Consider the following 25,133-nt stretch of genomic DNA (forward strand, 5'->3'; position numbering starts at 1 on the left):
ACTACGTCGAAAACGAACACCGTCGGCAATGATACACATTAATCTTTATCGATACGGCTCGCGACTGCGCCCTGTTGGTCACGATATTTTGCATCTTGGCGGCTGTTGTAAGGGCGTGCCGCAGGGCCGGATAACGGTTCGAAACTCAGCGCGCCAATCGGCATTCCCGGGCGCAATGCCAACGGTAATTTCCCAGAGTTATAAAACTCTAACACGATACATCCCTGCCAGCCTGGATCGATACGATGTGCGGTGACGTGTACCATTAAGCCTAGGCGTGCAAGCGAAGAGCGTCCATCCAACCAACCAACTAAATCAGCGGGTAATGTGACAGACTCTAACGTAACGGCTAACGCCAGCTCGCCCGGATGTAGGAAAAAGGCCTCTTCTTCGCCGAGGATGATCTCATCGCTCATGACACGTTCTAGTGCTTCGGCAACTTCCGCCTTCGGCCCACTCAGATCGATATAAGGTGCTGTATGCCCGCGGAAAACACGAAACTTATTTCCCAAACGCACGTCGACGGTGGCACCGTTAATACGATCTACCGGTGGGCGAGGTGAAATAGTGAGTTTTCCCGCGTCTAGCCAAGCTTCAATATCGCGGTCACAAAGTCTCATGGTTTTCTCTCCGTTACAGGCAAAGCAGCAATGGCTGCAAACTAAGAAGACATAGTACCTGAACCCCTAATATTCTGAAATGATTCAAACGGTTTGTTGCTTTTAAAATAGGCATCGTTTCCCAAATATAACGACAATTAACAAAATTGACTGACAAAAAAGCCCGCATTAAGCGGGCTTTAATAGAAAACGAAATCGGTTATTCAAAAAACTGGCTGATCTTAGCTTTCAGAATATCAATCGCAATACGGTTTTTCCCACCGCGTGGCACGATAATATCGGCATATTGCTTAGACGGCTCGATAAACTGCAGGAACATTGGGCGTACCGTTTTTTGATACTGAGCCATTACGGAATCCATTGAGCGGCCACGCTCGTTAACGTCACGCTTCATTCGACGCATGAGGCAAATGTCGAGCGGAGTATCAACAAAAATGGAGAAGTTCAATTCATTGCGCAGGCGTGCATCTGTCAGCAATAAAATACCTTCCAGAATAATCACTTTCTTGGGTTCTAAATGAATGGTGCCTTGCTTGCGGGTGTGTTCAACGTAGCTATACTGCGGAAGTTCGATGGCTTGACCTGCTTTTAACATTTGTAAATGCTGAAACAGCAAGCTGTGGTCCATCGAGCTTGGGTGATCGTAGTTCGTTTTAACCCGCTCTTCCATCGTCAGATCGCTTTGGTCTTTATAATAACAATCTTCCGGGATCACACCGATGTGCTCCTCACCCACTTGTTCACGTAATTCACGATAAAGTGTGCTGGCGATCAAACTTTTGCCTGAGGCAGATGCGCCCGTGATGCCAATAATGACGCACTGATGGGAGTTGTCAGTCATATAATTTTTAAGACCTGGTGTTAAATGTTCGACGGGAGGCTAAGCAGAGACAGCTCAGGGCTGCGTGCTTGGGACGCGGTAATTATAGGGAGTTACGCGGGCTGATACCAGAATTTTGCAGGTTTTAATCAGTGAAAATACGGACATCCGCTGGGATGCCCGTTTTATATTCAAAATGTCACAGCCACGTTTACAGTGCGCGGAATGCAATCTCGGTTGGGATTGATTCGCCCTGCCAATACAGCTGAGCCGCAACGTTAGCCGCTAACTGACGGTAAATGAGCGAGAATTCGCTGTCTGGACGGCAGGCCATGGTTGGTTCACCACGGTCTAAATCCTCGCGCAGTGAAATATGCAGCGGCAGTTGACCAAGCAGACGGATCTTATATTTCTCTGCCAGTTTTTCTGCGCCACCGGTGCCAAAAATCGGCTCGTGGAATCCACAATTACTGCACACGTGGATACTCATGTTCTCAACCACGCCCAATACTGGCACATGGACTTTCTCAAACATGACAATACCTTTCATCGCATCCAATAGCGCAATATCCTGCGGCGTCGTCACAACCACTGCACCGGTTACTGGGATGTTCTGCGCCAGCGTAAGCTGAATGTCACCGGTGCCCGGAGGCATGTCCAACACCAAATAATCTAAATCAGGCCACAGCGTATCTTGCAGCAATTGCAGCAACGCTTTGCTCGCCATTGGGCCACGCCATACCATGGCGTTATCGTCGGTAACCAGATATCCGATGGAATTCGTTGCCAGACCATGCGCCATGATCGGCGCCATATGTTGACCGTCAGGTGACGTAGGACGCTCGTTTGGTGTACCTAGCATCATTGGAATTGATGGGCCGTAGATATCGGCGTCCAAAATCCCGACCTTCGCGCCTTCTGCGGATAACGCCAGCGCCAGATTCACAGCGGTGCTGGATTTGCCTACCCCGCCTTTGCCGGAACTCACGGCAATAATATTACGAACGCCCTTCACTCCGGCCTGATCGTTGGCTCGTTTCAAGGTTGCAATATTATGTGAAAGACGCCATTCCACCGCTTTTGCGCCGCTCACGCGCAACAGTTCAGGGCTGGTTGCCTCTTTCAACGCGGCAAAACCACTTTGCCACGCAAACGGCATCATCAGTTCAATATGCAGGGTGTTATCAAGCAGTGCACAATGGTGCAGGGCCTTAAGCGCACTCAGCGGGTGATTCAGTGTTGGGTGGGTAAAGGCAGCGAGAATTTCACTGACCTGCGTCCGCAGTGCTTCGGGAGTGGACGTTTGATGGGATTTATTGCTCATCCCGGCTCCTTGTGTCATTCATTTTTATCTTCAGATGGCGCTGTAAAGCGTATTTATACCCCGAATAAATCGAGTTACATGAAGGTGGCCACGCTCATGCAACTTGAAGTGAGACGGGTATATATATGTTCGCTGACATAATTCACTTATACAGCCATTTTGCTAATCGACAGAACATTAATAAGCATACCAGAACTCCATTCACTGCGCGTTATGCAACTTACTTTCCCTGCATTAACAAAGAAAATGACTTAACAAACACAGCAGCCTAGCGGCATCGGACTCAATCAGGTAACATCTTTAGCACCGTTCCATTCTTAAAAGAGACAGCAAATCCACTATGGCTTCAGTCACCTCCCAAGCAAGCGCAAGAAAAATTCTAGTGACGTGCGCGCTTCCGTACGCCAACGGCTCAATTCACCTCGGCCACATGCTCGAGCACATTCAGGCAGACGTATGGGTTCGTTTTCAGCGAATGCGCGGCAACGAAGTGCACTTTATCTGCGCGGACGATGCCCACGGGACACCTATCATGCTGAAAGCTCAGCAGTTAGGCATTGAGCCTGAGCAGATGATTGCTGCCGTGAGTCAGGAACATCAAAAAGACTTCTCCGACTTTAATATCAGCTACGACAACTACCACTCTACGCACAGCGAAGAGAACCGTGAGCTGTCGAACCTGATTTATGGTCGTCTGAAAGAAAACGGTTTTATTAAAAACCGCACTATCTCTCAGCTTTACGATCCGGAAAAAGGCATGTTTCTGCCAGACCGCTTCGTGAAAGGCACCTGTCCGAAATGTAAGTCACCAGACCAGTATGGCGATAACTGCGAAGTTTGTGGCGCGACCTATAGCCCAACCGAGCTTATCGAGCCTAAGTCTGTTGTCTCTGGCGCCACGCCGGTTATGCGTGAATCAGAGCACTTCTTCTTCGACCTGCCGTCGTTTAGTGAAATGCTGCAGGCATGGACCCGTTCTGGTGCATTGCAGGAACAGGTCGCGAACAAAATGCAGGAATGGTTTGAGTCTGGTCTACAGCAGTGGGATATCACTCGCGACGCACCTTATTTCGGATTTGAAATTCCTGATGCGCCGGGTAAATATTTCTATGTTTGGTTGGATGCGCCTATCGGCTACATGGGCTCGTTTAAAAACCTGTGCGATAAGCGTGACGATCTGGACTTCAACGAGTTCTGGAAAAAAGACTCATCCACCGAGCTGTATCACTTTATCGGTAAAGATATCGTCTACTTCCATAGCCTGTTCTGGCCAGCCATGTTGGAAGGCAGTAACTTCCGCAAGCCAAGCAACGTATTCGTCCACGGCTATGTCACCGTTAACGGTGCCAAAATGTCCAAATCTCGTGGCACCTTTATTCAGGCGCGTACTTACTTGGATCATTTGGATGCCGATTGCTTACGCTACTACTATGCAGCGAAACTCTCCTCGCGAATCGATGATATCGACCTGAATCTGGAAGATTTCGTACAGCGCGTGAATGCCGATATCGTTAACAAAGTGGTGAACTTAGCCTCGCGTAACGCAGGCTTCATCAACAAACGCTTTGGCGGCAAGCTGTCTGAACACTTAGCCGATCCTGCGCTTTATCAGACCTTTGTTGACGCTGCGGATGAAATTGCTCAAGCCTATGAAAACCGCGAGTCAGGCAAAGCCATTCGTGAGATCATGGCGTTAGCCGATCTGGCCAACCGTTATGTCGATGAACAGGCCCCGTGGGTAGTGGCAAAGCAAGAAGGCCGTGATGCCGATTTACAAGCCATCTGCTCAATGGGTATTAACCTGTTCCGCGTTCTGATGACTTACCTGAAACCGGTTCTGCCTTCATTAAGCGAGCGCACTGAAGCGTTCCTGAATACCGAACTGACCTGGGACAGCATCTCTCAACCATTGCTCAGCCATCAGGTTAACGCGTTCAAAGCGCTGTTTAACCGTATCGAAATGACCAAAGTTGAAGCGATGATTGAAGAAGGCAAAGCCGCTGCGGCAGCCGCCGTTGCAGCTTCCAAACCGGCTACCGGTCCATTAGCCGACGAGCCGATTCAAGACACCATCACCTTTGACGATTTCGCCAAAGTAGATATGCGCATTGCTGAAATCAAAAGCGCCGAGTTCGTTGAAGGTTCAGATAAATTGCTGAAGCTAATACTGGATCTGGGCGGTGAAACCCGTCAGGTATTCTCCGGTATTCGCTCTGCCTATCCAGATCCAAGCGTGTTAGTTGGCCGTTTAACCGTGATGGTGGCTAACTTGGCTCCGCGTAAAATGCGCTTTGGCATGTCTGAAGGCATGGTAATGGCTGCGGGTCCTGGCGGAAAAGACATCTTCCTGCTCAGCCCTGACAGCGGCGCACAGCCGGGTCATCAGGTTAAATAATTGCCTGAACCAACCAAAAACCCGCCAATCTGGCGGGTTTTTTATGCACTACGTTCAACTAAATAATGTTCAACTAAACAATGTTCAACTAAACAATGTTCAACAAAGCAACGTTCAACAAAACAATAAATTAGAACGTGTAATCCGCCGCAACAAAGTAACGACGCCCTTCTTCGTTATAGCTGTAATCATCACGGTTCAGGTCTTTATCCAACAGGTTCAACACGCCCGCGCGCAGCTTCAGATCTTTGGTCATCTGATAAGCACCACCGGTGTTCCAAACGGTGTAGCCACCAGATGATTTATCAGCGCTAGTCACGACGCGACGCTTACCGGAATAGTTAGCCGATACGTAGAATGACCAGTCTTCGATTGGTTTCCAGTCTAACGTGCTGTTCGCCGTATGGAACGGTTGGGTGCTTAATGGACGGTCGTTGGTTAGGTCACGTGCATCGTTGTAGGTGTAGTTCATACTCATGCTTAACGCATCGGTAAACGGCACTTTCAACTCGGTTTCAACGCCTTTAATTCTTGCTTTATCAACGTTGTAGTAACGGAAAATGGGCTTACCATTCTTATCAAAATCAACAAAGTTTGGATAGGAAGGCGCTATCGCTGCATTGGCAGTACGAGTCACGTTAATCATATCCTTCACATTGTTTTGGAACACCGTCACGCTGGCATTTACACCATCCAGCATCCCTTCATCACCGGCATAGTACAAGCCCAGCTCGAAGCTTTCGGAGGTTTCAGGATCCAGATCCTTGTTACCGACAATAGTACAATCCCCGCGGCAAGAAGCCGACTGCCAATCAGGGCTCAGTTCTAATAGCGAAGGCGCTTTAAACGCAGTTGCCCAACCACCTTTCACCGTCACCGTGTCCGTCGCATTATAAACTAAATAGGCACGCGGGCTCCAGTGAACACCATAATCTTCATGGTTATCCATACGAATGCCGCCGGTGAAGGCCAACGGCTCGAAGATCCGCCATTCATCTTCCACAAACAGCGCGTATTGATTGGCTGACGTTGAACCGCTGCCCTTCAGATTACCCGGATCGCTCAGTTTATCGTTACGGTATTCGCCGCCCAGTGTGAATAGCTGATTTAGCTCGCCGAGAGGAACAACAACTTTGCCGTCGATGGCATTATTTTTCGCCGTGATGCGGTTTTCATTGTAGTTATCAATCTTTTCGCCATAAGCACGGATTTCCGTATTGGCTAAATCCCAACGCCCGTTGTGACCAATAGAGTAGTTTTGACGTTCCAGACGGTTTTTATCCAAAGAATCAGAATCACGATCCTGGCGGTCAAAACCGTAGCCAAAGGTCATGTCCTGATTCGCTTCTGGCGTCCATGCAAATTCAACGTTAGCGTCGCGAGTCGTGTAGCCCTCAATACGCCCCGATTCGCCCGTTTTGCTGGTAGCCGATTTTTGGGCATCATCTTTTTCACGCTTGCCCAAATTGCCAAAGACTTTCACCCCCAGCACATCATCAATCAACGGGCCGCTGGTGTAGAAGCTGCCGTTATAGCTATCGCCGCGATCGCGATGCTCTTGGATGGTGCTATCGGCACTCAGGGAACCGTGCCACTCTTTACCCACTTTGCGGGTAATAATGTTCACTACGCCGCCTAAAGCATCAGAACCGTAAAGCGAAGACATCGGGCCGCGCACCACTTCGATACGCTCAATCGCCTCGGCGGGCACCCAGCTTAGGTCATAATCGTTATGTCGGAACACCGCCGTGCGCGAACTCACGCGTTTGCCATCCACCAAGATCAGCGTATAGCTGCTGTCTAAACCACGAATACTCACACCTTTACGGTTATCGCCCTCGTTAGTCAGCTGCACACCCGGCACTTCCTGCAGAATATCCTTCAGGTTCTGAATCGGCTTTTTAGCCAAGTCTTCACGTGTAATCACGCTAATACTGGCGGGTGCATCTTTCAGATTTTGTTCAGTTGCTGAAGCGGTGACAACCATCACATCATCCCCTTCCGCGGCCATCACAGGTGCTGCTGCGATGAATAACGGTACGCAAAGCCCCCCGCGCAATAAAGTTGCTAACGGGTTAAGTTTTGCCTTAGCCATTTGGTCAATCTCCATGAGGTTAAATTTAAATAATTATTAGAATGATTATTATTTACTAGGTGTGACGCTCTTATGGCGCCGTTCAGCCCACTTTTTCACTTCAATAAAAATGCCTACTTCTACATAGAACGTCTGTTCTAGTGATAGACAAAAGCTATCGCATCGGGCTATCCGCTATGGATAAGCCCTATTGATTGATTAACAGACAATGCCGTTATTAATGCGCTGGCAGAGAAAGGGTTAGATGGAGGGTTCCGCAACCAATCCGTCGATCACAACCTGAGGCATTCCCTGCGAACAGTGTTCTATGCGTCCACGGACGCCATACACGCGAGCCAAACTTTCTGGCGTAATCACTTCTGCGGGTTTGCCATCCGCGATCAGCTTCCCGTTTTCAAGCATCAACACATGATCTCCATGGCGCAGCGCGATATTGATATCGTGCACCACCACCACGGTGACGATATTGCGGCGGGCGGTCTCGCGGCGCACCAAGTCCATCACGTGGAACTGATAATTCAAATCCAACGCACTCAGCGGCTCATCAAGCAGCAACAGCGAAGGCTGGCGAATCAATGATTGAGCCAATCCCACCAGCTGCTTCTGCCCACCAGACAGCTGATCCAAATAGCTCAGCGCTAAATGGGAAATCCCAAGCTGCTCCAGCAAACGCATCACTTCTGTTTCATTGCCTTGGCGACCCAGACCAGCGGACGCCCGCTGCGCCACGATAATGGATTCCAACACATGAAGATGAACGCCCGCCGGTAAAGACTGCGGCAGATAAACTACCTGTTTTGCCCGCTCACTGAATGGCTGTGCCATCAGATCGTTGCCATCTAGCAAAAGATGGCCAGAAGCGCGATTTAGTCCTGCTAAAGAGCGCAACAGCGTAGATTTACCGCAGCCGTTAGGGCCTAGTAGAACGGTAATTTTCCCGCGCGGCAGCGTGGATACGCACAGGTCCTCAATCACCGCACGGCGCGGATATCCCGCATTAAAATACGAAATCTCTAAACCAAGATTCATACATTCCCCCTATGACGCAAAATGATGCTGAGGAAGAAAGGTACGCCCACCAGCGATGTCACAATGCCAACAGGAATAATCACGCCTGGGATCAGGTTTTTTGACGCCACGGACGCCATCGACAGCACCAGCGCGCCAATCAATGCACTCGCGGGTAAATAGAAGCGATGATCTTCACCGAAAATCAAGCGGGCAATATGGGGAGCTACTAAGCCGATAAAGCCAATCGGGCCCACGAATGCCACCGCTAATGCAGACAGGATACTGATGCGCAGCAATGTGCCTAAACGCAGACGTTTAACGTCGATGCCAAAACTCACAGCACGATCTTCGCCTAAGCGCAGCGCGGTTAGCTTCCACGAGCTCATCATTGAAATCGGCATCAGAATGGCAAAGGCCAGCAATAAAATGCCCAGCTTTTCCCATGACGCACGCGCGAGGCTACCCATGGTCCAGAAAACCAAACCTTGCAACGTATCTTCAGTGGCGATGAACTGCATCATTGAAACCAACGCGTTAAAGGTGAAAACCAGCGCAATACCAAACAACACCACGCCCGACGTTGCAACCCGTGTCCAGCGCGTAATACCGTCCAGCATCAGGGCGGCAAACAGCGCAAAAATAAAGGCGTTTGCGGAGATAAACCACTGATCGGGGATGCCCGGAAAACCGATGCCCAAAACGATTGCTAATGCGGCACCGAAGGCCGCCGCGGAAGATACGCCCAACGTGAACGGGCTGGCCAGCGGGTTATTCAGAATGGTTTGCATCTCGGCACCGGCTAAACCTAATGCCAACCCAACAACGATAGCCATCAGCGCATACGGCAAACGAATATCCCAAACAATAACGCGGGTGCCTGCATCAGCGATTTCTGGCTGCCACAGCGTTTGCCATAGCGTACCTAACGACAAACCGGAAGGCCCCATAGTGAAATCAAGGATTAGCGATCCCAAAATGGCTAACACGATGACGCCCATTATGATCAAACGATGGCGCACAATGCGCTGGTAGTGACCTTTGACGTCGCTGGCGTCGTAACGTTTCGCAGCGCTCATTGGCTCAGTGGTTGAACTCATGTTGTTACCTGTGACAGGTCAACCCTGCTGGCGGCGGCTGGCAGGGTTGATTCTTATTACTGATTCGACGCTTTAGCATCAACCCAATAGGTGCCGCTTGGGTCGACAGCAAGGAACTGCTGATACATGGAATCCATGGTCTTTTTAGGATCTAACGAGGCAAACTTCTCCGGATAAATCCATTTAGCAAAGGCCTGAACCGCCAAAACGTTATACGGCGAGTTGTAGTAGCTATGCCAGATAGCGTGAGAATTGCCATCCTGCACCGCTTTCAACGTGCTGATACCGGTGCGTTGCATCGCAGAGTTCAAGCTGTCTCTCGCCTGCTGCTCGGTGACCTTCGCACCTAATTTAATACCGGGCTCTTTAGCGTCAGGCGCTTTCGCGCCGCTGGCGATATAAACATCTGGATCCGCAGACAACACTTTTTCGAGGTTGATTTGCCCAAGCGCACCCGGCAGTAAGCCTTTCGCGATGTTGTTACCACCAGCCAAATCAATGAAGTCACCCATATTGCCATTGCCCGCGGTGCCGCAGCAGTCGTCGCTGGTCGCAGCTTTTAGCTCAATGAAAACGCTAGGCTTTTGGCTATCAGGGATCTTGCTGGTGACATCGGTTACCAAGCGCACATTATCTTGATAGAAATTGATGTAATTCTCAGCCTGCTGTTCGCGGTGCAGAACCTTGCCTAGTAAACGCATGCTCGGCAGCGTGTTTTTCAGCGGAGAAGTGCGGAAATCGACAAATACGACCGGCACACCGGCTTTTTCCAGCTGTTTCACCAGTTGGCTATCGCGGCCAGGACCATGACCAGAGAGGCCGAAGATCGCCACGTCAGGATTTAGCGTCAATACTTTTTCGGGGCTGACGCTATCTGCGGTGGTGTTACCAATCAGAGGGATTTTATCGATTTCAGGGAATTTAGCCTGATAGACAGAGTAAGTCTGTGGATCGAGTTTGCGGAAGTCACCTTGCCAACCCACAATGCGGTCGAACGGTTTTTTGCCTTCAAGCAGGGAGACTGCATAGAATAAACGCCCTTCTCCGAGGAGAATTCGGTCAACCTTAGCGGGGATTTCTACGCTACGCCCGGCGATATCCGTCACCGTGGCAGCCCAAGAACTGATACTTCCCATCAGAGTCGCCGCAGCAAGTAATTGAATACCCCAACGCGATTTTCTTCCTTTTACGGTGTCTTTCACCTTCACCACTCCTGCTCTAATTCCATAAGTGCACAAAATGGTAAAGCAAATGATAATACTTATCAATGTGATTTATTAATTTTATTACCCCTATTTCTCATAGTGTTAAGTCGGATAACTTATTCATTTCACAGCGCTTTTAATTAGAAAGATTATTATTCTTTTTTTAGTCATTTTTCACTGGTGATGTTTAGCCTGCCCCAATACGCAAAAAGGCGACCCAAAGGTCGCCTTTAAAATGATTAACGATCAGTATTAATCGTCGATCTTAGTCACTGGAAATTCCATCTCACTATAGGGAACAAAATGCGTTCCTTTCGCTAATTTGTAGCCGAACCAAATAATCAGGAACAGCGGCAAACCGATGTAAGTTGCGGTTACACCATACCAATCGATTCGGTCATCAAGGAACGCTTCATAGTTCTGACCTAGCGTAATAATCAGGCACAGTATAAAGGCAAAGATTGGCCCAATTGGGAAGAAGCCTGACTGATAAGGCAGTGCATTCAGATCCAACCCTTTTCTCACATAGCCGCGACGGAAGCGGTAGTGGCTGATGGCAATCCCAAGCCAGGCAATAAAGCCCGTCATGCCTGAGGTATTCAGCAACCACAGATACACTTCTTGGTTACCAAACATCGAGGTTAAGAAGCACAGGCCCGCAACAACCGTGGTTGCATACAGCGCATTACGTGGAACTCCGCCCTCAGAAAGCTTGGCGAAAATACGCGGAGCTTTCCCTTCGGAAGCCAGCGTAAACAGCATACGCGTTGACGCATACATTCCCGAGTTACCCGCAGACAGTACCGCTGTCAGGATAACCGCGTTCATCACCGCTGCTGCAGACAGCAGGCCCGCATTCTGGAATACCAACGTGAACGGACTCACCGAGATATCTTTCACGTCGTTACGCAACAGGTTTGGATCGGTATATGGAATAATCAGGCTGATAATCAAGATAGCCAGCACATAGAACAGCAGGATACGCCAGAATACCTGACGGATCGCCATTGGAATGTTCTTGCCCGGATCTTTAGATTCACCCGCTGCGATACCGATAAGCTCTGTTCCTTGGAACGAGAAACCCACGATCATCGCGACACCGATCATAGAGGCAAAACCTCCGGCAAACGGCGCATCACCAATCGTCCAGTTATGGAAACCGGCCTGCTCTCCGCCTTTCAGGATACCCGCGATCATCGCAACACCGACAATGATGAAGATGATGACCGTTGTCACTTTGATCAGAGAGAACCAATATTCCGCTTCACCAAAACCTTTAACGGAGATGTAGTTCAGCAAGAACATCAAGCCAAGGAACAGCGCACTCCAAATCCAGCCTGGCGTATCGGGGAACCAATACCCCATTACAAGCTGCGCTGCCACCAAGTCAACCGCGATAGTGACCGCCCAGTTGTACCAATAGTTCCAACCTAGCGCAAAGCCGAAGCCTTCTTCTACGTAACGCGAGCCGTAGGTCGAGAATGAGCCCGATACCGGCATAAATGCCGCCAGCTCACCCAAACTGGTCATTAAGAAATACACCATCAAACCGATGATGATATAAGAAAGCAAAGCGCCGCCTGGCCCTGCTTGTGAAACGGTAGCACCTGATGCAACAAATAGCCCAGTACCGATAGAACCGCCGATAGCAATCATCGACAGATGCCGCGCTTTTAATTCCCGGCGCAGCGCCGGTGCTCGCCCCGTGGAGGAGGTCTTAGTGTTTGTCTGAGCCATTAGAACCCTATATCTGCTCTATAATTAGTGAAGAGGCCGGATTGTAACAAATCCCGCCCCTGCATAAAGTAACAATCTGATCTTATTAGAGAGCTTCATGATTGCCGGTAGATTATTAGCATCAGCTGTTAATCCACTGTTAAGTGTAGCGTCTATTTGTTCATCTGCTATTGCTAAAAGATGAATCGTCTCTGGCCGCCTAGCTGCAATAGCTTAAGAAACGTTCGAGCGCCTTGGACATATGCTTTTGACGATGATGGATAAGGTAAAGTGCGCGGTTTAGTCGCGGCAACGGCACCGGAACTTCCACCAGTACCCCGGTTTGCAACTGCTCTTCAATAACTCGGCGCGACAAGCAGCTAATGCCGATGCCATAGCGTACCGCATGCTTAATGGCCTCAGAATTCCCCAGCTCCATGACTAAATCAAAGTGTGAAAGATGCGACAGCAAAATATGTTCGACCACCTCACGCGTGCCCGATCCCGCCTCACGTAAGATCCACGGTGCCCGCGCGAGCGCATCTAGCGTAACAGGCGCTTGCAACAGCGGGTGGTCAGGCGCGGCGAACACCACCAATTCGTCTTGTTGCCATGTCTGGGTCAATAAATCAGGCATATGGCATGGCCCCTCTATCAGCCCTAAATCAACGCGAAAATCGGCAACCGCGTTAATCACATCTCGGCTATTCCCCACATTCAGCTCAAGCGGTACCGCAGGAAAATCTCGGCGATAGCCTGCAATCATTTTCGGCAGAATATAGTTACCAATCGTACTGCTCGCCGCTATGCGCAACGCACCAGCTTCACTCTGAAACAATGCTTCAATTTCGCCGGCCTGTTCCAACAAAGCCATGGCTTTAGGATACAACAAACGACCGTGCTCATTGACCACCAAACGCTTTCCCACTCGGTCAAACAGACGCACCGAGAGCTGGGTTTCCAAATCAGATAGCGCAGCGCTCACCGCGGATTGAGAAAGAGAAAGCGCGCTCGACGCTTGGGTTGTCGAACCACACTTAAGTACTTCGGTAAAAACTTCCAGCTGGCGCAAGGTAATGTGCATAAAAAAGATCCAAGGCAGTCAAAGTATATTTATAAAATGTATGCCCTATGCCTGTCTGCGCAGCATAAATCAGCCTCCAACATAGAGGGCTAGGGATAATTGAAGTATAACGCGAATGTCCCTATTTATAGGAGGCTTACCCATAATTTTAGATTTAAAGCTAATAATTACTATAAGAGACTACCGAGTACTGACGGCAGCAATGGGATAGGAGCAGATCAATTAACATGGTAATAATCCTATTCTCCGTGATTGCACGTATGCCAATCAACCAGCAACCACGGAGTACGCAATATCTAGACGCGAGGCAATAACCCCCTAGCGAACGACAAGCACCGAGGTCTTAGCATGTCGCACAACACGCGCTGCATTAGAACCAATTAAATAGGTAGACATGCTTGGACGACGAGAACCCACAACAATTAAATCTGCCTTGCACGCCTCAGCCTCTTTCAAAATTTCATCGTAAATCGAGCCCCACGTCACCATAACCGAAACCTGATCTGACGACAAATCAAGGGAGGCCCCTAGTGCTTCTAACTCTTTATGCACTTTATTCGTGGCGTCATCTTGAATTTTCATTAATTGCTGAGGATGCTCGCCCATATAATACGTCGGGATGGAGGGACGTACGTTCATCAAGCGAATTTTTGCATGTGATACTTTGGCCAAATGAGCCGCATGGTGAAGCGCTCCTTCGGTAAGCTTCGGTTCTTCAATATCAACAGGAACCAGAATAACTTTATAGGCGTAATCCATTTCACTTCTCCTTCTGTTCAACATGTGTCGTTCACCTCCCTTGTAATAACACATTTGAACAATCAATTGATATTTCAGACACGAAAGTGTGAAGTTTGGCTTAATTGCCGTCGCACGCAATTTACATGGTTAGTTTTTAATCAAGAACTTCCACAATAAACACATTATTTATCCATATTTCCCACACATTTGATTAAATCATTTATTCAAATTAATCAGTAGATTATGTGTTTATTGGTTTAGGATAAAACCTATATTTGAGCTAAATTTTAAATACTATTCTGCTGCCAAAATAACTATTCTTATAGGTCTTATAAAATGAAAACCATGGTTAAAATAGCTGCATTGCTTTTAATATCGGCATCATTAAGTGGATGTATTGTTAGAGGCCACAGCGGCCATTCATCCCCACCACCGCATCAAGATTGGCATCAAGGAAGTGGCTCCCATAACAATGGCGGAAATCACGGTAATCATCATGGTAATGGCGGTCATAACGGAGGGCATCATCGTTAAAACCCATGTCTATATCTGATGAATATCGCTGAAAAATACCCAATATATGCTAACGCAGAATGCTTATTGTAAGCACTGATGGTTAATGTCATCCTGCAGCCCTTCAATCATGGTATTTGTCACCCTGATCCGCTCTCTGAGACTGAGATAATCCCGTTCAGCGGAGACATCAAGTCTGGCGCCGGCTGCATCAGACTTGCGGGTGGTGGTGGTGGCTTCGGACAACGTTGGGCAATGGGCGTTGACGCGCAGCCGTTTAACATTATTCCCAAGGTCAGTGCGAAGATGCTCAATTTCGTTTTTTGCATAATTCAGCTCCAGAGTTACTTTATTATCAAGTTCGCTGGCCTGCATACGTTGACGCTGAATATTACCAAGAGCAACTTTTTGTTGTTCGGCCACTTGGCTTATTTCTTTCAGTTTAGCGTTAATTGTTTGCAGCCGATTTGTCATGTACCACATTCCAATAAGCAGGCCGATAATGACCAAGATCAGTGCGGTAGTGGCTCGACTCATGACAGGAACAGAGATTTCTCTGCCCCACGCCGCCGAGTCAGTCCTGCGAGCTCTTTACCGCTAGCTTTATTCCATTTCTGAAATTCGTTAGCTGCACCAATATAATCACCAACGTTAATTTTTTTTAGCAAAGTCGAGCCCTTTAATGCATTAACGCCTAGGTTGTAAGCAAAATCGACCAGAGCATCAAATTGATGCTGATTGATTGAATGATGTACCACGTTATTCACACAATTTTCTGACTGTTCAATGCCCTGCATTAATAAAGCATCCGCTTTCTGTTGACTAATAACCATCCCTTTAGCGATGCTCTTGCCGCCTATCGGCTGAGTCCACCCATAGCCGATAGTCCATACACCAATACAATCTTGATAGGCCGTTAATCGACATCCCTCATATTGTTTAATGAGGTTGATGCCATTTTCACTGATTTGCACGATTACCTCTCCTTTTAAAAAAATGCATCACGTTTCCACGTGATAAAAATAAGGAAACGCATAGCGTGATATTAATAAGAGTTTCCGCTGGATTTATCTTAATAATGTCGCCCGTAATAATTCGTATCGTCACAGCAGCACACGCAACGATAAGAACATACGCAAATACAGATCCAACCCAATTATGATCGCTGTCTTTACGTTGAAAAGTCATCATCCGCAAGGCTGTAAGAAAACAAACAATCGCGTTAATGTTTAATAACAAGGTGTTAATTATCATTTACCATCACCTTTGAGCTTGAGGGTTGAATTCTTAGCTTTAGAGATAACGGCGATCAGTATCCAAACAATAGTTGCTGAGGAAACGAGTGCGCCAATCGGTTTTTCTACCATAACTGAAGCAGGAATAACCGTGCTCAGCATAGCGGTTGAGAACCCCGCGGTGAGAACTCCGAGCACAAAGGCGACGACAAAGAACGCCACACGTTTCCAAACTCGAAACTCTGTAGCAGATAAAACAAATACCACTGCGCCTGCAAATGCACCGATAACGACGCCAGTATCAAGCCCAGAAAGCAGACCGACTAACGTCACACCAGTAACAGCCGCTACGCCCGTGCTAGCAGTTAGCTCTAACATGGGAATGACTCCATTTTTTGTTTTCGGGATAGTTTTAGCTATTTCACTTCATACTAAAAAGCCCACATGGTGCGCCTTACGGATTCAGATAATGCGAGTTGATCCAGCCCGTCTCAATTGAATTTATATAAATAAAGTTTTTAAAATTACTCCGTGAAAATTGGCATTGAAAATAATGCGTAAAAGCTAATGAAGATCGGCAACACGTCCGTTTTATTCAACGCATAGCGCAGGGCTTAAGGGATCCAGCAGGCTCATTTACCACTTATACCGTTAGGTTATAAATATATAATCAATTTCTTTTTTAAGCGATGTGCCGCTACTCTATTCGCATCAGTAATACAGCAATAGGTACGATAGCCATGCACGCAAACAGTGCTTTCGAACAAAAAAATTCTCCTCATTATTTCCACGCGCTTGGAAATTTGCTTCCCGGACTCATTCTTGCGGGGGCCATCACTGCGGTTGCCATGTGGGCTGGCAATATCGCTTGGGTTGAAAATCTCGGTTTCGGTGCTCTAACGCTGGCCATCATCTTCGGGATTATTCTAGGTAATACGGTCTACCCCAGCATCGAAGCCCCTTGCGCCGTCGGGGTGCATATTTCCAAGCAAAAACTCCTACGATTGGGGATTATTCTGTATGGTTTTCGCCTGACGTTTCAGCAAATTGCCGACGTCGGTATGACTGGGATCGTGACCGATGCCATCACGCTGACATCCACGTTCTTGCTGGCTATGTGGGTCGGACGTAAAGTTTTTGGTATGGATAGCCAGACCGTTATGCTGATCGGCGCCGGCAGCAGCATTTGTGGCGCAGCGGCCGTCATGGCAACAGAACCCGTAGTGAAAGCCGATGCCAGTAAAGTCGCCGTTGCGGTATCTACCGTGGTTATTTTCGGTACTATCGCGATCTTTTTCTATCCGTGGCTGTACCGGCTCAATGAGCATTATCAGTGGCTGCAAACGACGCAGGAAGGCTTCGGTATTTACATCGGTTCAACGATTCATGAAGTTGCACAGGTGGTTGCCGCTGGGCGAGCCATCAGCGATGAGGCGGGTAATGCGGCCGTCATCACGAAGATGATCCGCGTGATGATGCTGGCTCCGTTCCTCGTCATTTTATCCAGCTTTATTGCACGCAGTGTGCCAAGCAACAAACGGAGTGCGACTAAGCAAAAATCAGCGATCACCATTCCATGGTTTGCGGTGCTCTTTATCGTCGTCGCCGGTTTTAACTCCTTCGATCTGCTGCCTGCGGCGCTGGTGCATCAACTTATTACCTTGGACACCATTTTGCTGGCCATGGCGATGGCTGCGTTAGGCCTAACCACCCATATCAGCGCAATCCGTCAGGCAGGGATCAAACCTATTTTGCTGGCAAGTATTTTGTTTGTTTGGTTGGTGGTGGGTGGTGCGCTGATTAATCATTTTGTGGGAATGTGGATTTAAAGCTGCGACTTAACATGCTGATCACTTATGTGACAACAGCGTAAGGTTTCGACCGCCTATCCGCTCCGGCGGTTATATGCAGCATGAGTGAAGGCGTCCGAGTCGGGTGCGCCAGCGCGCGCACCCAACACCCGCGCGCTCTTATCCGAGACGCCATCTCCGCGCCGGGTCGGCATGCGCCATCCCTGGCGCCTCCTCCCCTCGTGAAAACATCCTGTTTTCACTGCTCTAAATGCCACGACTTAAACTAAAAAACAGAGAGGGTTATTGTCTTTGGGGTTGACCTTTTCCGGCACGTTGTTCTTCAGCCGAATAGAGGAATGCAGGCTAGGATTTGCCGACTGGACGTCGGCAAAAGAGCGACGGAGGCAGGGATGCCGATTGTCGCTCGTTCCGTTAAAGCCGGAATGACGAGATGAGGGAACCTGCGAAGCAGGCTGATGAACGGTGCCAAGCCGGGTTGTTAGGGGGCGGCGATTGGCCCCCTAACACGGACGCCTGCACGATGTATATGTAGGGCTCAGTATTTTAGGCGGACGTAACTTTACACCACACTTAAGCTACAAAGGCGATTGAGCCGCCTTGCTCGAACACGAACGCCTGCACAATGTATATTCAGAGCTCGGTATAATAGGCGGACGTAACTTTTCACCACGCCCAAGCTATAACAGCAATTGAACTGCCTTGCTCGGACGTCTGCACGATGCCCAGATAGAATACAGGATTTTAGACAGACGTAACCTACCCCCCCTATTCATTCGCCTCCCCATCAATGCCATAATGCCTCCCAAAATGAGGAGAAAAAAATGAAATTTGTTGGAGCCCATGTCAGTGCCTCCGGCGGCGTTGATCAGGCCGTCATTCGTGCACACGAATTAAATGCAACGGCGTTTGCGCTGTTCACCAAAAATCAGCGCCAGTGGAAAGCCGCCCCGCTTGGCAGCGACGTGATCGATAAATTTAAATCTGCGTGTGCTCAATATAACTATCAGCCTGCGCAAATTCTGCCGCACGACAGCTATCTTATTAACCTTGGGCATCCCGTTGAAGAAGCATTAGAGAAATCGCGTGAAGCATTTATCGACGAATTAGAGCGTTGCTCTGAGCTCGGGCTGACACTACTCAACTTCCATCCGGGCAGCCATCTGATGCAAATTGATGAAGATAAATGCCTCGCACGCATCGCTGAATCTATCAATATTGCCTTGGATAAAACGCAGGGCGTCACTGCGGTTATTGAAAATACCGCGGGTCAAGGCAGCAATCTCGGCTTTCGCTTCGAACATCTGGCCGCCATTATCGATGGTGTAGAAGACAAATCGCGTATCGGCGTTTGTATTGATACCTGCCACGCCTTTGCTGCCGGTTACGATTTACGTACCGAGGAAGAGTGCAGCAAAACTTTTGCTCACTTTGAGCGTATCGTTGGCTTTAACTACCTGCGCGGTATGCATCTTAACGATGCGAAGAGCGCCTTCGACAGCCGTGTCGACCGCCATCACAGCCTCGGTGAAGGTAACATTGGCAAAACGGCCTTTAGTTGGATCATGCGCGATCCGCGCTTTGACGGAATTCCATTGATTTTAGAAACCGTTAATCCTGATATCTGGGCCGAAGAAATTGCTTGGCTGAAAGAACAAGAATCTGCAGAACAGGCCGCATAACTGTTCTGAACACAGAAATAGCTAAAAAAATGGGTGCCATATGGGCACCCATTTTCATATCAGCGATAACGGTGAGTTACGCTAACTTCTCTTCCGCAATTTCCACGTCTGGACGTTTCAACAGCGCGTACAAACCACCAGCCAGAAGCGTACCGGCCACAATCGCAATCAGATATTGAATAACCGGGGTGATTGCGCCAGGAATAAGCAATACGAACAGGCCGCCGTGTGGAGCCATCAGTTTAGCCCCAAAGAACATCGACAACGCACCAGTCAACGCACCGCCGGCGATACAGCAAGGCAGAACACGCATTGGGTCACGCGCAGCAAACGGAATTGCCCCTTCGGAGATAAAGCACAGCCCCAGAACCAGCGCTGCTTTGCCACCTTCGCGTTCGCTTTGGGCAAACTTATTACGTGCTACCAACGTCGCAAAGCCCATCGCCAACGGAGGCACCATACCTGCGGCCATAATCGCCGCCATCGGTGCATAGGTCTGAGTACTCAGCAGCGCTACGCCAAAGGCATAAGCCGCTTTGTTCACCGGACCACCCATATCGGTACACATCATCGCGCCTAAAATAGCACCCAAGATCACTGCGTTAGCCGTACCCATCGCCTGTAGCCAATGTGTCAGACCTTCCATAATGGCGGCAACTGGTTTACCAACGATGTAAATCATCGCCAAGCCGGTGATCAAGCTCGCAACCAATGGAATGATCAGGATCGGCTTCAGCGCTTCCATACTTTGCGGTAAATGCAATTTGGAGCTGATCGCTTTCGCCACATAGCCCGCCAAGAAACCGGCAATAATACCGCCTAAGAATCCTGCACCGGTGCTTACCGCCAACATCCCGCCAATCAGGCCCGGCGTTAAGCCCGGACGGTCAGCAATGGAGAATGCAATGTAACCCGCTAACACCGGCACCATCAGTGCGAAGGCTGAACCACCACCGATCTGCATCAACGCAGCAGCCAACGTGCCCTGCTGTTTAAACGCTTCAATACCGAACACGAACGACAGCGCGATACACAAACCACCGGCCACGACCATTGGCAGCATATAGGAAACACCGGTCAGCAAATGACGATATGCCCCCGCGCTTTCTTTCTTCTTGCCAGACGTCGACGAGGTCGATTTCATCGCCGTAAAGGTTTCAGACTCCACCAGCGCTTTATCCAACTCCTGCGCGGTTTTCTTCAACGCTAAGCCGGTAGACGTGCGGTACATCGGTTTGCCAGAAAACTTGTTCAGGTCAACTTCAATATCCGCAGCCACAATCACCAGATCCGCAGCGGCAACTTCTTCTGGTGTGATTTCGTTACCTGCGCCCACGGAACCGCGCGTTTCGACTTTCACCCACCAACCGCGTTTTTTGGCTTCAGCTTCAATGGCTTCAGCAGCCATAAAGGTATGAGCGACGCCGGTTGGACATGCCGTTACCGCCACCACTCGCATTTGGCCTTTGGCTGGAGCAGCAACCGCCGTGTCAGCAAACTGGTAAGGCTGAGCTTCTGCTTTTGCCTGAGCCAAGAACGCTTCGGGTTCACGAATCGCTTTTTCTGCGCTGCCGACAAACAGGCGTTTGCCGTTTAACGTCGCGTCCTGAGGCTGTTCATCACCGATAACAACAATCAGCTCGGCATCCTGAGCCGCCTCAACCAGCGTGATATCCTGTTTTGCTACAACACTTTCCAGCATGCGCTTAGCGAGATAGCTACGAGCCTGTCCCTGAGCGCCTTCGGTTAACAATAAGGTTTTCATGTGGCCATCCTCAATTAATTAAAAGGCTTCAGGTCAACACGCGCCATCATGGCGGCCAACTGGGTACGTTCGGAAATGCCGACGTTGCTTTGGCTTACGGCCAGTGCAGCCACCGCCGTTGCCAAGCGCAGCGTATGATCGCTGGATTCGCGCATCATCAGACCATAGATCAACCCGCCAACCATGGAGTCACCGGCACCGACCGTGCTAACAACTTCACAGGCTGGTGGTTTAGCCAGCCATGCGCCTGATGCGTTAACCCACAGCGCGCCTTCAGCACCGAGCGAAATCACCACGTGGGCAATACCCTGATCGCGTAGGGCATGAGCGGCACCCACCACATCATCCAGCGTTGGCAATTCACGGCCAGCCCAGATCTCTAATTCACGGCGGTTAGGTTTCACTAACCAAGGCGCGGCTTTTAGCCCTGCAACCAGCGCTTCACGGCTGCTATCAAAAATGATGCACGGGCATTGGCTACGCAGACGACGCATCCAATCAGTGAAGTCATCTGGATCAACGCCAGCCGGTAGGCTGCCGCTGACACATACCATATCGAACTGCCCCAGCCAGCTTAGGGAATCGTTAACAAAACGCTCCCAGTCCTGCTTGGTCACTTCAAAACCGGAGAAGTTAAAGTCGGAAACTTCGCCGTCTTTTTCGGTTAGCTTCACGTTGATACGTGTACGGCCCGCAACGACCTGAAAACGGTTGGCGATGCCCAGTTCACTGAACAACTGCTGAAATCCGTCTTGGTTCTCTTTGCCAAGGAAACCGCCTACGGTCACGTCAATACCGAGGTCTTTCAGCACTTTGGCAACGTTAATGCCTTTACCTGCGGCATGCAGACCGGCGGTCTGAACGCGGTTGACTTCGCCACGTTCAATTTCCGCACAATAGCCAACCAAGTCATAGGCCGGATTCAGTGTAATTGTTGCTACTCTTCTGCTCATTCTTATGCCCCTTCGCCTAGACCATCATTGATAGCCTGACCAATTGCTTCTAATGCTTGCGCTGCGTCGCTACCGTTGGCAGTGAAACGCAGTCGATGACCTTTTTTAACGCCCAGCGCGACAACTTTCATCAGGCTGCGCCCATTTGCAGGAACGCCAGAGCCGTCCAGATTGGTGACAGTGATCTGACTTTCGAATTTCTTAATGGTATTAACCAGCAGCGTGCCGGGACGGGCATGCAGACCATGCTCATTACGCAACACGAATTCAGCGCTGACGACGGAATCTTCTTCCGCAACGTCACTGGTCAGCAGAGCCACCAACGACGCGGCATCAGCCGCTTTCAGCAAACGATCGGCTTGGTTGTTTTGTAGCAGCGAACTCAGATAACCCAGCATGCCTTCAGGCTGTGCATCGGCCATCGCCACGGTCAGCAACAATCCAACCTGCTCGCCGTCCACGTCGAAAGGCGTTTGTGGGCGCGCAGCCGCAGCGGCGCTTGCCTGATTGCCGAGTGCGCTATCGCTGAGCCAGATACCCTGTCCCAGATTTAACGGCGCACGGGTAATCACATCGCTGACAAATTCGGCGTTAACGGCGCCTGCCTGCTGTAAACGGCCTGCGTTGATGGCTTGCAACGTCATCAAACTGTCAGCAGCAATATCTAAGGCCACCATGGTTGCATCAAAGCGGAAAGCCGCAACGCTTCTTTCGCCCATCAGCAAACTACGCAACTCTTCTGCTGAAGTGGTTTGCGCCATCTGTTGCGCCACGCTGTCATCGCTTAACACATGCGTCAGCTGACGCAGCAAGGCCAGATGTTCATCAGAACGAGCCGCGATACCAATCACAACGTAGGCTCTTTGCCCTTCGCTCCACTCAACGCCTTGCGGGAACTGGAAAACTTTCACCCCCGTTTTCAGCACCATTTCGCGGGTGTCGGTGGTTCCGTGCGGGATCGCAATGCCACTTCCCAGATAGGTCGAGGTCTGTTTCTCACGATTGAGCATGCCCTGTACGTAGCCTTCGCTTACGTACCCAGCCTGAGTCAGTGCTGCTGCAATTTGTTGAATTGCTTCTTCTTTATTACTTGCCGTAGCGGCAAGATGAATATCTTGTGGGGACAGGTGAAACATAAACGCTCCTCTCACACTGGGCAAAATTCAAGATTGAATCGTTTCAGCTCTTTTTGGAAAAAAGCGCGCTGTATTTTCAATAACAGATCGAATACAACGCTGAATCGTTTCGATGAGTTTGGCCTTTGGCCTTTTTATAAGCAAGATATTCGAAGAAGGAGTTTTCTATTTTTTGAAGAACAGCACACTTTTGCTGAAGTGCTGTTATTAAATCGATGAAGCTGAGATAATTTGCTGAAGTTTGCTGATGGAGAGTATCAATGACAGTTAAAGTCGGCGTTGGCGTAATTATCGCGAACCCACAAGGGCAAATATTACTAGGGAAACGCTGCGGTAGCCATGCGCCCTTCTGGTCTATTCCGGGTGGGCACTTAGAAGAAGGCGAAACTTTCGAGCAGGCCGCCATTCGAGAAGTAGAAGAAGAGACAGGGCTGATTGTCGCTGAGCCTCGTCTGATCGGCGTGACTAATAACTTAGGCACCTGGATTGACGAAGGCGTTCATAATATATCAATGATTATGGTCGCCACCTATATGCGCGGCGAACCCCAGCTGCGCGAGCCTGAAAAGTGTGAACAGTGGCGTTGGTGTAACCCTCAGCGTATGCCTGAACCTTGCTTTGAAGCATGCCGTAACGGTGTTCAGCTTTGGTAGAACGGTGAGTTTTATCATTCGCCAATCACCAAATAAGTTTTATCACCGCACGCTCAATGCAAAACACGAAAAGTGATTACGGTAGGTTCAACACAGACTTTGCCGTATCGCTTTCCATTCGCCAGCCCCTTTCCGCCCCAAAAATGCACTTTTTCAGTGCGAAAAATTCCCTCCTCTCAGCAAAAGTTAGATTTAGTTATCACAACTGAAACAAAATTGTTAAATTTAGATTGTGAAATCGACACTTTTCCCTTAAATCTACTGCGGTGCACCACGAGCGCCACTGGCGCACCAAAATGGGGCACCATAAAAATGCAGATATCAGATTAACCTTATACCCATCGGTTAATTCGCACCCACAACATCCAATAACCATTTGATATACATAGAATATAAATAGTTGGCATGATTCTTTCATTACCAATCCAGTAAACACAAATGGGCCATCCCGAAATTTAAGGAATTTTTGCTTATGAAATCTGTAATTAAAGCATCTGTAGCCGCTCTCGCTTTAGCTTTTGCCATGAGCTCTCATGCCGCTGAGAAACAGCTTATCGTGGCTACCGATACCGCATTTGTTCCTTTTGAATTCAAGCAGGGTGACAAATACGTTGGTTTCGACATCGATTTATGGGATGCGATTGCTAAACAGCTGAACCTGTCTTATACCCTCAAGCCAATGGATTTCAGCGGGATTATTCCTGGCCTGCAAACTCGTAACGTTGATTTGGCGTTAGCGGGGATCAGCATCACCGACGAACGTAAAAAAGCGATCGACTTCTCCGATGGCTATTACAACAGCGGCCTGCTGGTTATGGTGAAAAAAGATAACAACGACGTAAAAAGCGTGAAAGATCTGAACGGAAAAGTCGTCGCGGTTAAAAGCGGAACCGCAGGTGTTGATTACGCGAAAGCCAACATCAAAACCAAAGACCTACGCCAGTTCCCAAATATCGACAACGCCTATCTTGAGTTAGGCACCGGTAACGCAGACGCCGTGCTGCACGACACCCCAAACATTCTGTACTTCATCAAAACCGCGGGTCATGGCCAATTCAAAGCCGTCGGTGATTCTTTAGAAGCCCAGCAATACGGCATCGCTTTCCCTAAAGGCAGCGATTTACGTGAAAAGGTCAACGGCGCACTAAAAACGCTGCGTGACAACGGTACCTACAATGAAATCTACAAAAAATGGTTTGGCGTAGAACCTAAATAAGTTCGTTATTACACAAATATAGCCTGACTCTCTGGAGGCGCTGGCTCATTAGCGTCTCCAG

At 49.2% G+C, this 25,133-nt stretch carries 23 protein-coding genes; 5 read left to right on the plus strand and 18 right to left on the minus strand.

What is annotated here, in order from left to right:
- Positions 1–38: 38 nt before the first annotated feature.
- The 3 genes from dcd to apbC form a co-directional block, all read right to left on the minus strand.
- A complete protein-coding gene (dcd, locus tag AB3Y96_RS14015; protein WP_025798169.1) occupies positions 39–620 on the minus strand; it encodes a dCTP deaminase in 582 nt (193 codons plus the stop codon).
- 199 nt (positions 621–819) lie between these two features.
- A complete protein-coding gene (gene udk, locus AB3Y96_RS14020) occupies positions 820–1,461 on the minus strand; it encodes a uridine kinase (protein WP_072310104.1) in 642 nt (213 codons plus the stop codon).
- A 190-nt stretch (positions 1,462–1,651) separates the two neighbouring features.
- A complete protein-coding gene (apbC, locus tag AB3Y96_RS14025; RefSeq protein WP_072310103.1) occupies positions 1,652–2,764 on the minus strand; it encodes an iron-sulfur cluster carrier protein ApbC in 1,113 nt (370 codons plus the stop codon).
- A 340-nt stretch (positions 2,765–3,104) separates the two neighbouring features.
- Here apbC and metG point away from each other — a divergent pair, with 340 nt between their 5' ends.
- Positions 3,105–5,159 carry a methionine--tRNA ligase gene (gene metG / locus AB3Y96_RS14030; RefSeq protein WP_072310102.1) on the plus strand — a complete coding sequence of 685 codons (2,055 nt, stop codon included), beginning with the start codon at positions 3,105–3,107 and terminating at the stop codon, positions 5,157–5,159.
- A gap of 130 nt (positions 5,160–5,289) precedes the next feature.
- Here metG and cirA read toward each other — a convergent pair whose 3' ends face one another.
- From cirA to AB3Y96_RS14090, 12 genes are all read right to left on the minus strand, one after another.
- On the minus strand, positions 5,290–7,254 hold the full coding sequence (gene cirA / locus AB3Y96_RS14035; RefSeq protein WP_072310101.1) for a catecholate siderophore receptor CirA: 1,965 nt from the start codon (positions 7,252–7,254) through the stop codon (positions 5,290–5,292).
- A gap of 240 nt (positions 7,255–7,494) precedes the next feature.
- Complete coding sequence (locus AB3Y96_RS14040; protein ID WP_367299476.1) at positions 7,495–8,283, minus strand: ABC transporter ATP-binding protein; 789 nt, start codon at positions 8,281–8,283, stop codon at positions 7,495–7,497.
- On the minus strand, positions 8,280–9,362 hold the full coding sequence (locus AB3Y96_RS14045; protein WP_367299477.1) for a FecCD family ABC transporter permease: 1,083 nt from the start codon (positions 9,360–9,362) through the stop codon (positions 8,280–8,282). The genes AB3Y96_RS14040 and AB3Y96_RS14045 overlap by 4 nt, the downstream gene beginning before the upstream one ends.
- 56 nt (positions 9,363–9,418) lie before the next feature.
- Positions 9,419–10,564 (minus strand): ABC transporter substrate-binding protein, encoded by a 1,146-nt coding sequence (locus tag AB3Y96_RS14050; protein WP_367299478.1) that lies wholly within the window; start codon positions 10,562–10,564, stop codon positions 9,419–9,421.
- A gap of 255 nt (positions 10,565–10,819) precedes the next feature.
- Positions 10,820–12,304, minus strand: coding sequence for an amino acid permease (locus AB3Y96_RS14055; RefSeq protein ID WP_072310098.1), 1,485 nt, complete (start codon positions 12,302–12,304; stop codon positions 10,820–10,822).
- A gap of 199 nt (positions 12,305–12,503) precedes the next feature.
- A complete protein-coding gene (yieE, locus tag AB3Y96_RS14060) occupies positions 12,504–13,367 on the minus strand; it encodes a DNA-binding transcriptional regulator YeiE (protein WP_367299479.1) in 864 nt (287 codons plus the stop codon).
- Between the two features lie 318 nt (positions 13,368–13,685).
- Complete coding sequence (locus AB3Y96_RS14065) at positions 13,686–14,126, minus strand: universal stress protein (RefSeq protein ID WP_072310096.1); 441 nt, start codon at positions 14,124–14,126, stop codon at positions 13,686–13,688.
- Between the two features lie 382 nt (positions 14,127–14,508).
- The gene (locus tag AB3Y96_RS14070) at positions 14,509–14,649 is read right to left on the minus strand and encodes a hypothetical protein (protein ID WP_367299480.1); all 141 of its coding nucleotides are present in this window, start codon (positions 14,647–14,649) and stop codon (positions 14,509–14,511) included.
- A 56-nt stretch (positions 14,650–14,705) separates the two neighbouring features.
- A complete protein-coding gene (locus tag AB3Y96_RS14075) occupies positions 14,706–15,095 on the minus strand; it encodes a lysis protein (RefSeq protein WP_367299481.1) in 390 nt (129 codons plus the stop codon).
- 59 nt (positions 15,096–15,154) lie between these two features.
- On the minus strand, positions 15,155–15,595 hold the full coding sequence (locus AB3Y96_RS14080; protein WP_072310094.1) for a lysozyme: 441 nt from the start codon (positions 15,593–15,595) through the stop codon (positions 15,155–15,157).
- On the minus strand, positions 15,582–15,875 hold the full coding sequence (locus AB3Y96_RS14085) for a phage holin family protein (protein WP_072310093.1): 294 nt from the start codon (positions 15,873–15,875) through the stop codon (positions 15,582–15,584). Before AB3Y96_RS14085 ends, AB3Y96_RS14080 begins: the two co-directional genes overlap by 14 nt.
- The gene (locus AB3Y96_RS14090) at positions 15,872–16,234 is read right to left on the minus strand and encodes a putative holin (protein ID WP_072310092.1); all 363 of its coding nucleotides are present in this window, start codon (positions 16,232–16,234) and stop codon (positions 15,872–15,874) included. Before AB3Y96_RS14090 ends, AB3Y96_RS14085 begins: the two co-directional genes overlap by 4 nt.
- Positions 16,235–16,596: 362 nt before the next feature.
- Between AB3Y96_RS14090 and AB3Y96_RS14095 the strand changes: the two genes are divergently transcribed.
- Positions 16,597–17,685, plus strand: a complete 1,089-nt coding sequence (locus tag AB3Y96_RS14095) for a YeiH family protein (RefSeq protein WP_367299482.1) — start codon at positions 16,597–16,599, stop codon at positions 17,683–17,685.
- A gap of 806 nt (positions 17,686–18,491) precedes the next feature.
- Complete coding sequence (nfo, locus tag AB3Y96_RS14100) at positions 18,492–19,349, plus strand: deoxyribonuclease IV (protein ID WP_072309992.1); 858 nt, start codon at positions 18,492–18,494, stop codon at positions 19,347–19,349.
- A 76-nt stretch (positions 19,350–19,425) separates the two neighbouring features.
- On the opposite strand, the gene fruA is transcribed toward nfo, so the two are convergent.
- Genes fruA through fruB form a run of 3 tightly spaced genes read right to left on the minus strand, consistent with a single transcriptional unit; the run spans position 19,426 to position 23,203 of the window.
- On the minus strand, positions 19,426–21,114 hold the full coding sequence (gene fruA, locus AB3Y96_RS14105) for a PTS fructose transporter subunit IIBC (RefSeq protein ID WP_367299483.1): 1,689 nt from the start codon (positions 21,112–21,114) through the stop codon (positions 19,426–19,428).
- A gap of 14 nt (positions 21,115–21,128) precedes the next feature.
- Positions 21,129–22,067 (minus strand): 1-phosphofructokinase, encoded by a 939-nt coding sequence (gene fruK / locus AB3Y96_RS14110; RefSeq protein ID WP_103009968.1) that lies wholly within the window; start codon positions 22,065–22,067, stop codon positions 21,129–21,131.
- Between the two features lie 2 nt (positions 22,068–22,069).
- Positions 22,070–23,203 carry a fused PTS fructose transporter subunit IIA/HPr protein gene (gene fruB, locus AB3Y96_RS14115; RefSeq protein WP_072309990.1) on the minus strand — a complete coding sequence of 378 codons (1,134 nt, stop codon included), beginning with the start codon at positions 23,201–23,203 and terminating at the stop codon, positions 22,070–22,072.
- Positions 23,204–23,463: 260 nt separating this feature from the next.
- On the opposite strand from fruB, the gene AB3Y96_RS14120 reads away from it, so the two are divergent.
- Together AB3Y96_RS14120 and glnH are read left to right on the plus strand one after the other, a co-directional pair.
- A complete protein-coding gene (locus AB3Y96_RS14120; protein WP_367299484.1) occupies positions 23,464–23,856 on the plus strand; it encodes an NUDIX hydrolase in 393 nt (130 codons plus the stop codon).
- Positions 23,857–24,328: 472 nt separating this feature from the next.
- Positions 24,329–25,072: a glutamine ABC transporter substrate-binding protein GlnH gene (gene glnH / locus AB3Y96_RS14125; RefSeq protein ID WP_025798133.1), complete on the plus strand. Its 744-nt coding sequence runs from the start codon at positions 24,329–24,331 to the stop codon at positions 25,070–25,072.
- The last annotated feature ends 61 nt before the right edge of the window (positions 25,073–25,133 follow it).

It is taken from the genome of Hafnia alvei (assembly GCF_964063325.1).
GTDB lineage: Bacteria > Pseudomonadota > Gammaproteobacteria > Enterobacterales > Enterobacteriaceae > Hafnia > Hafnia alvei_B.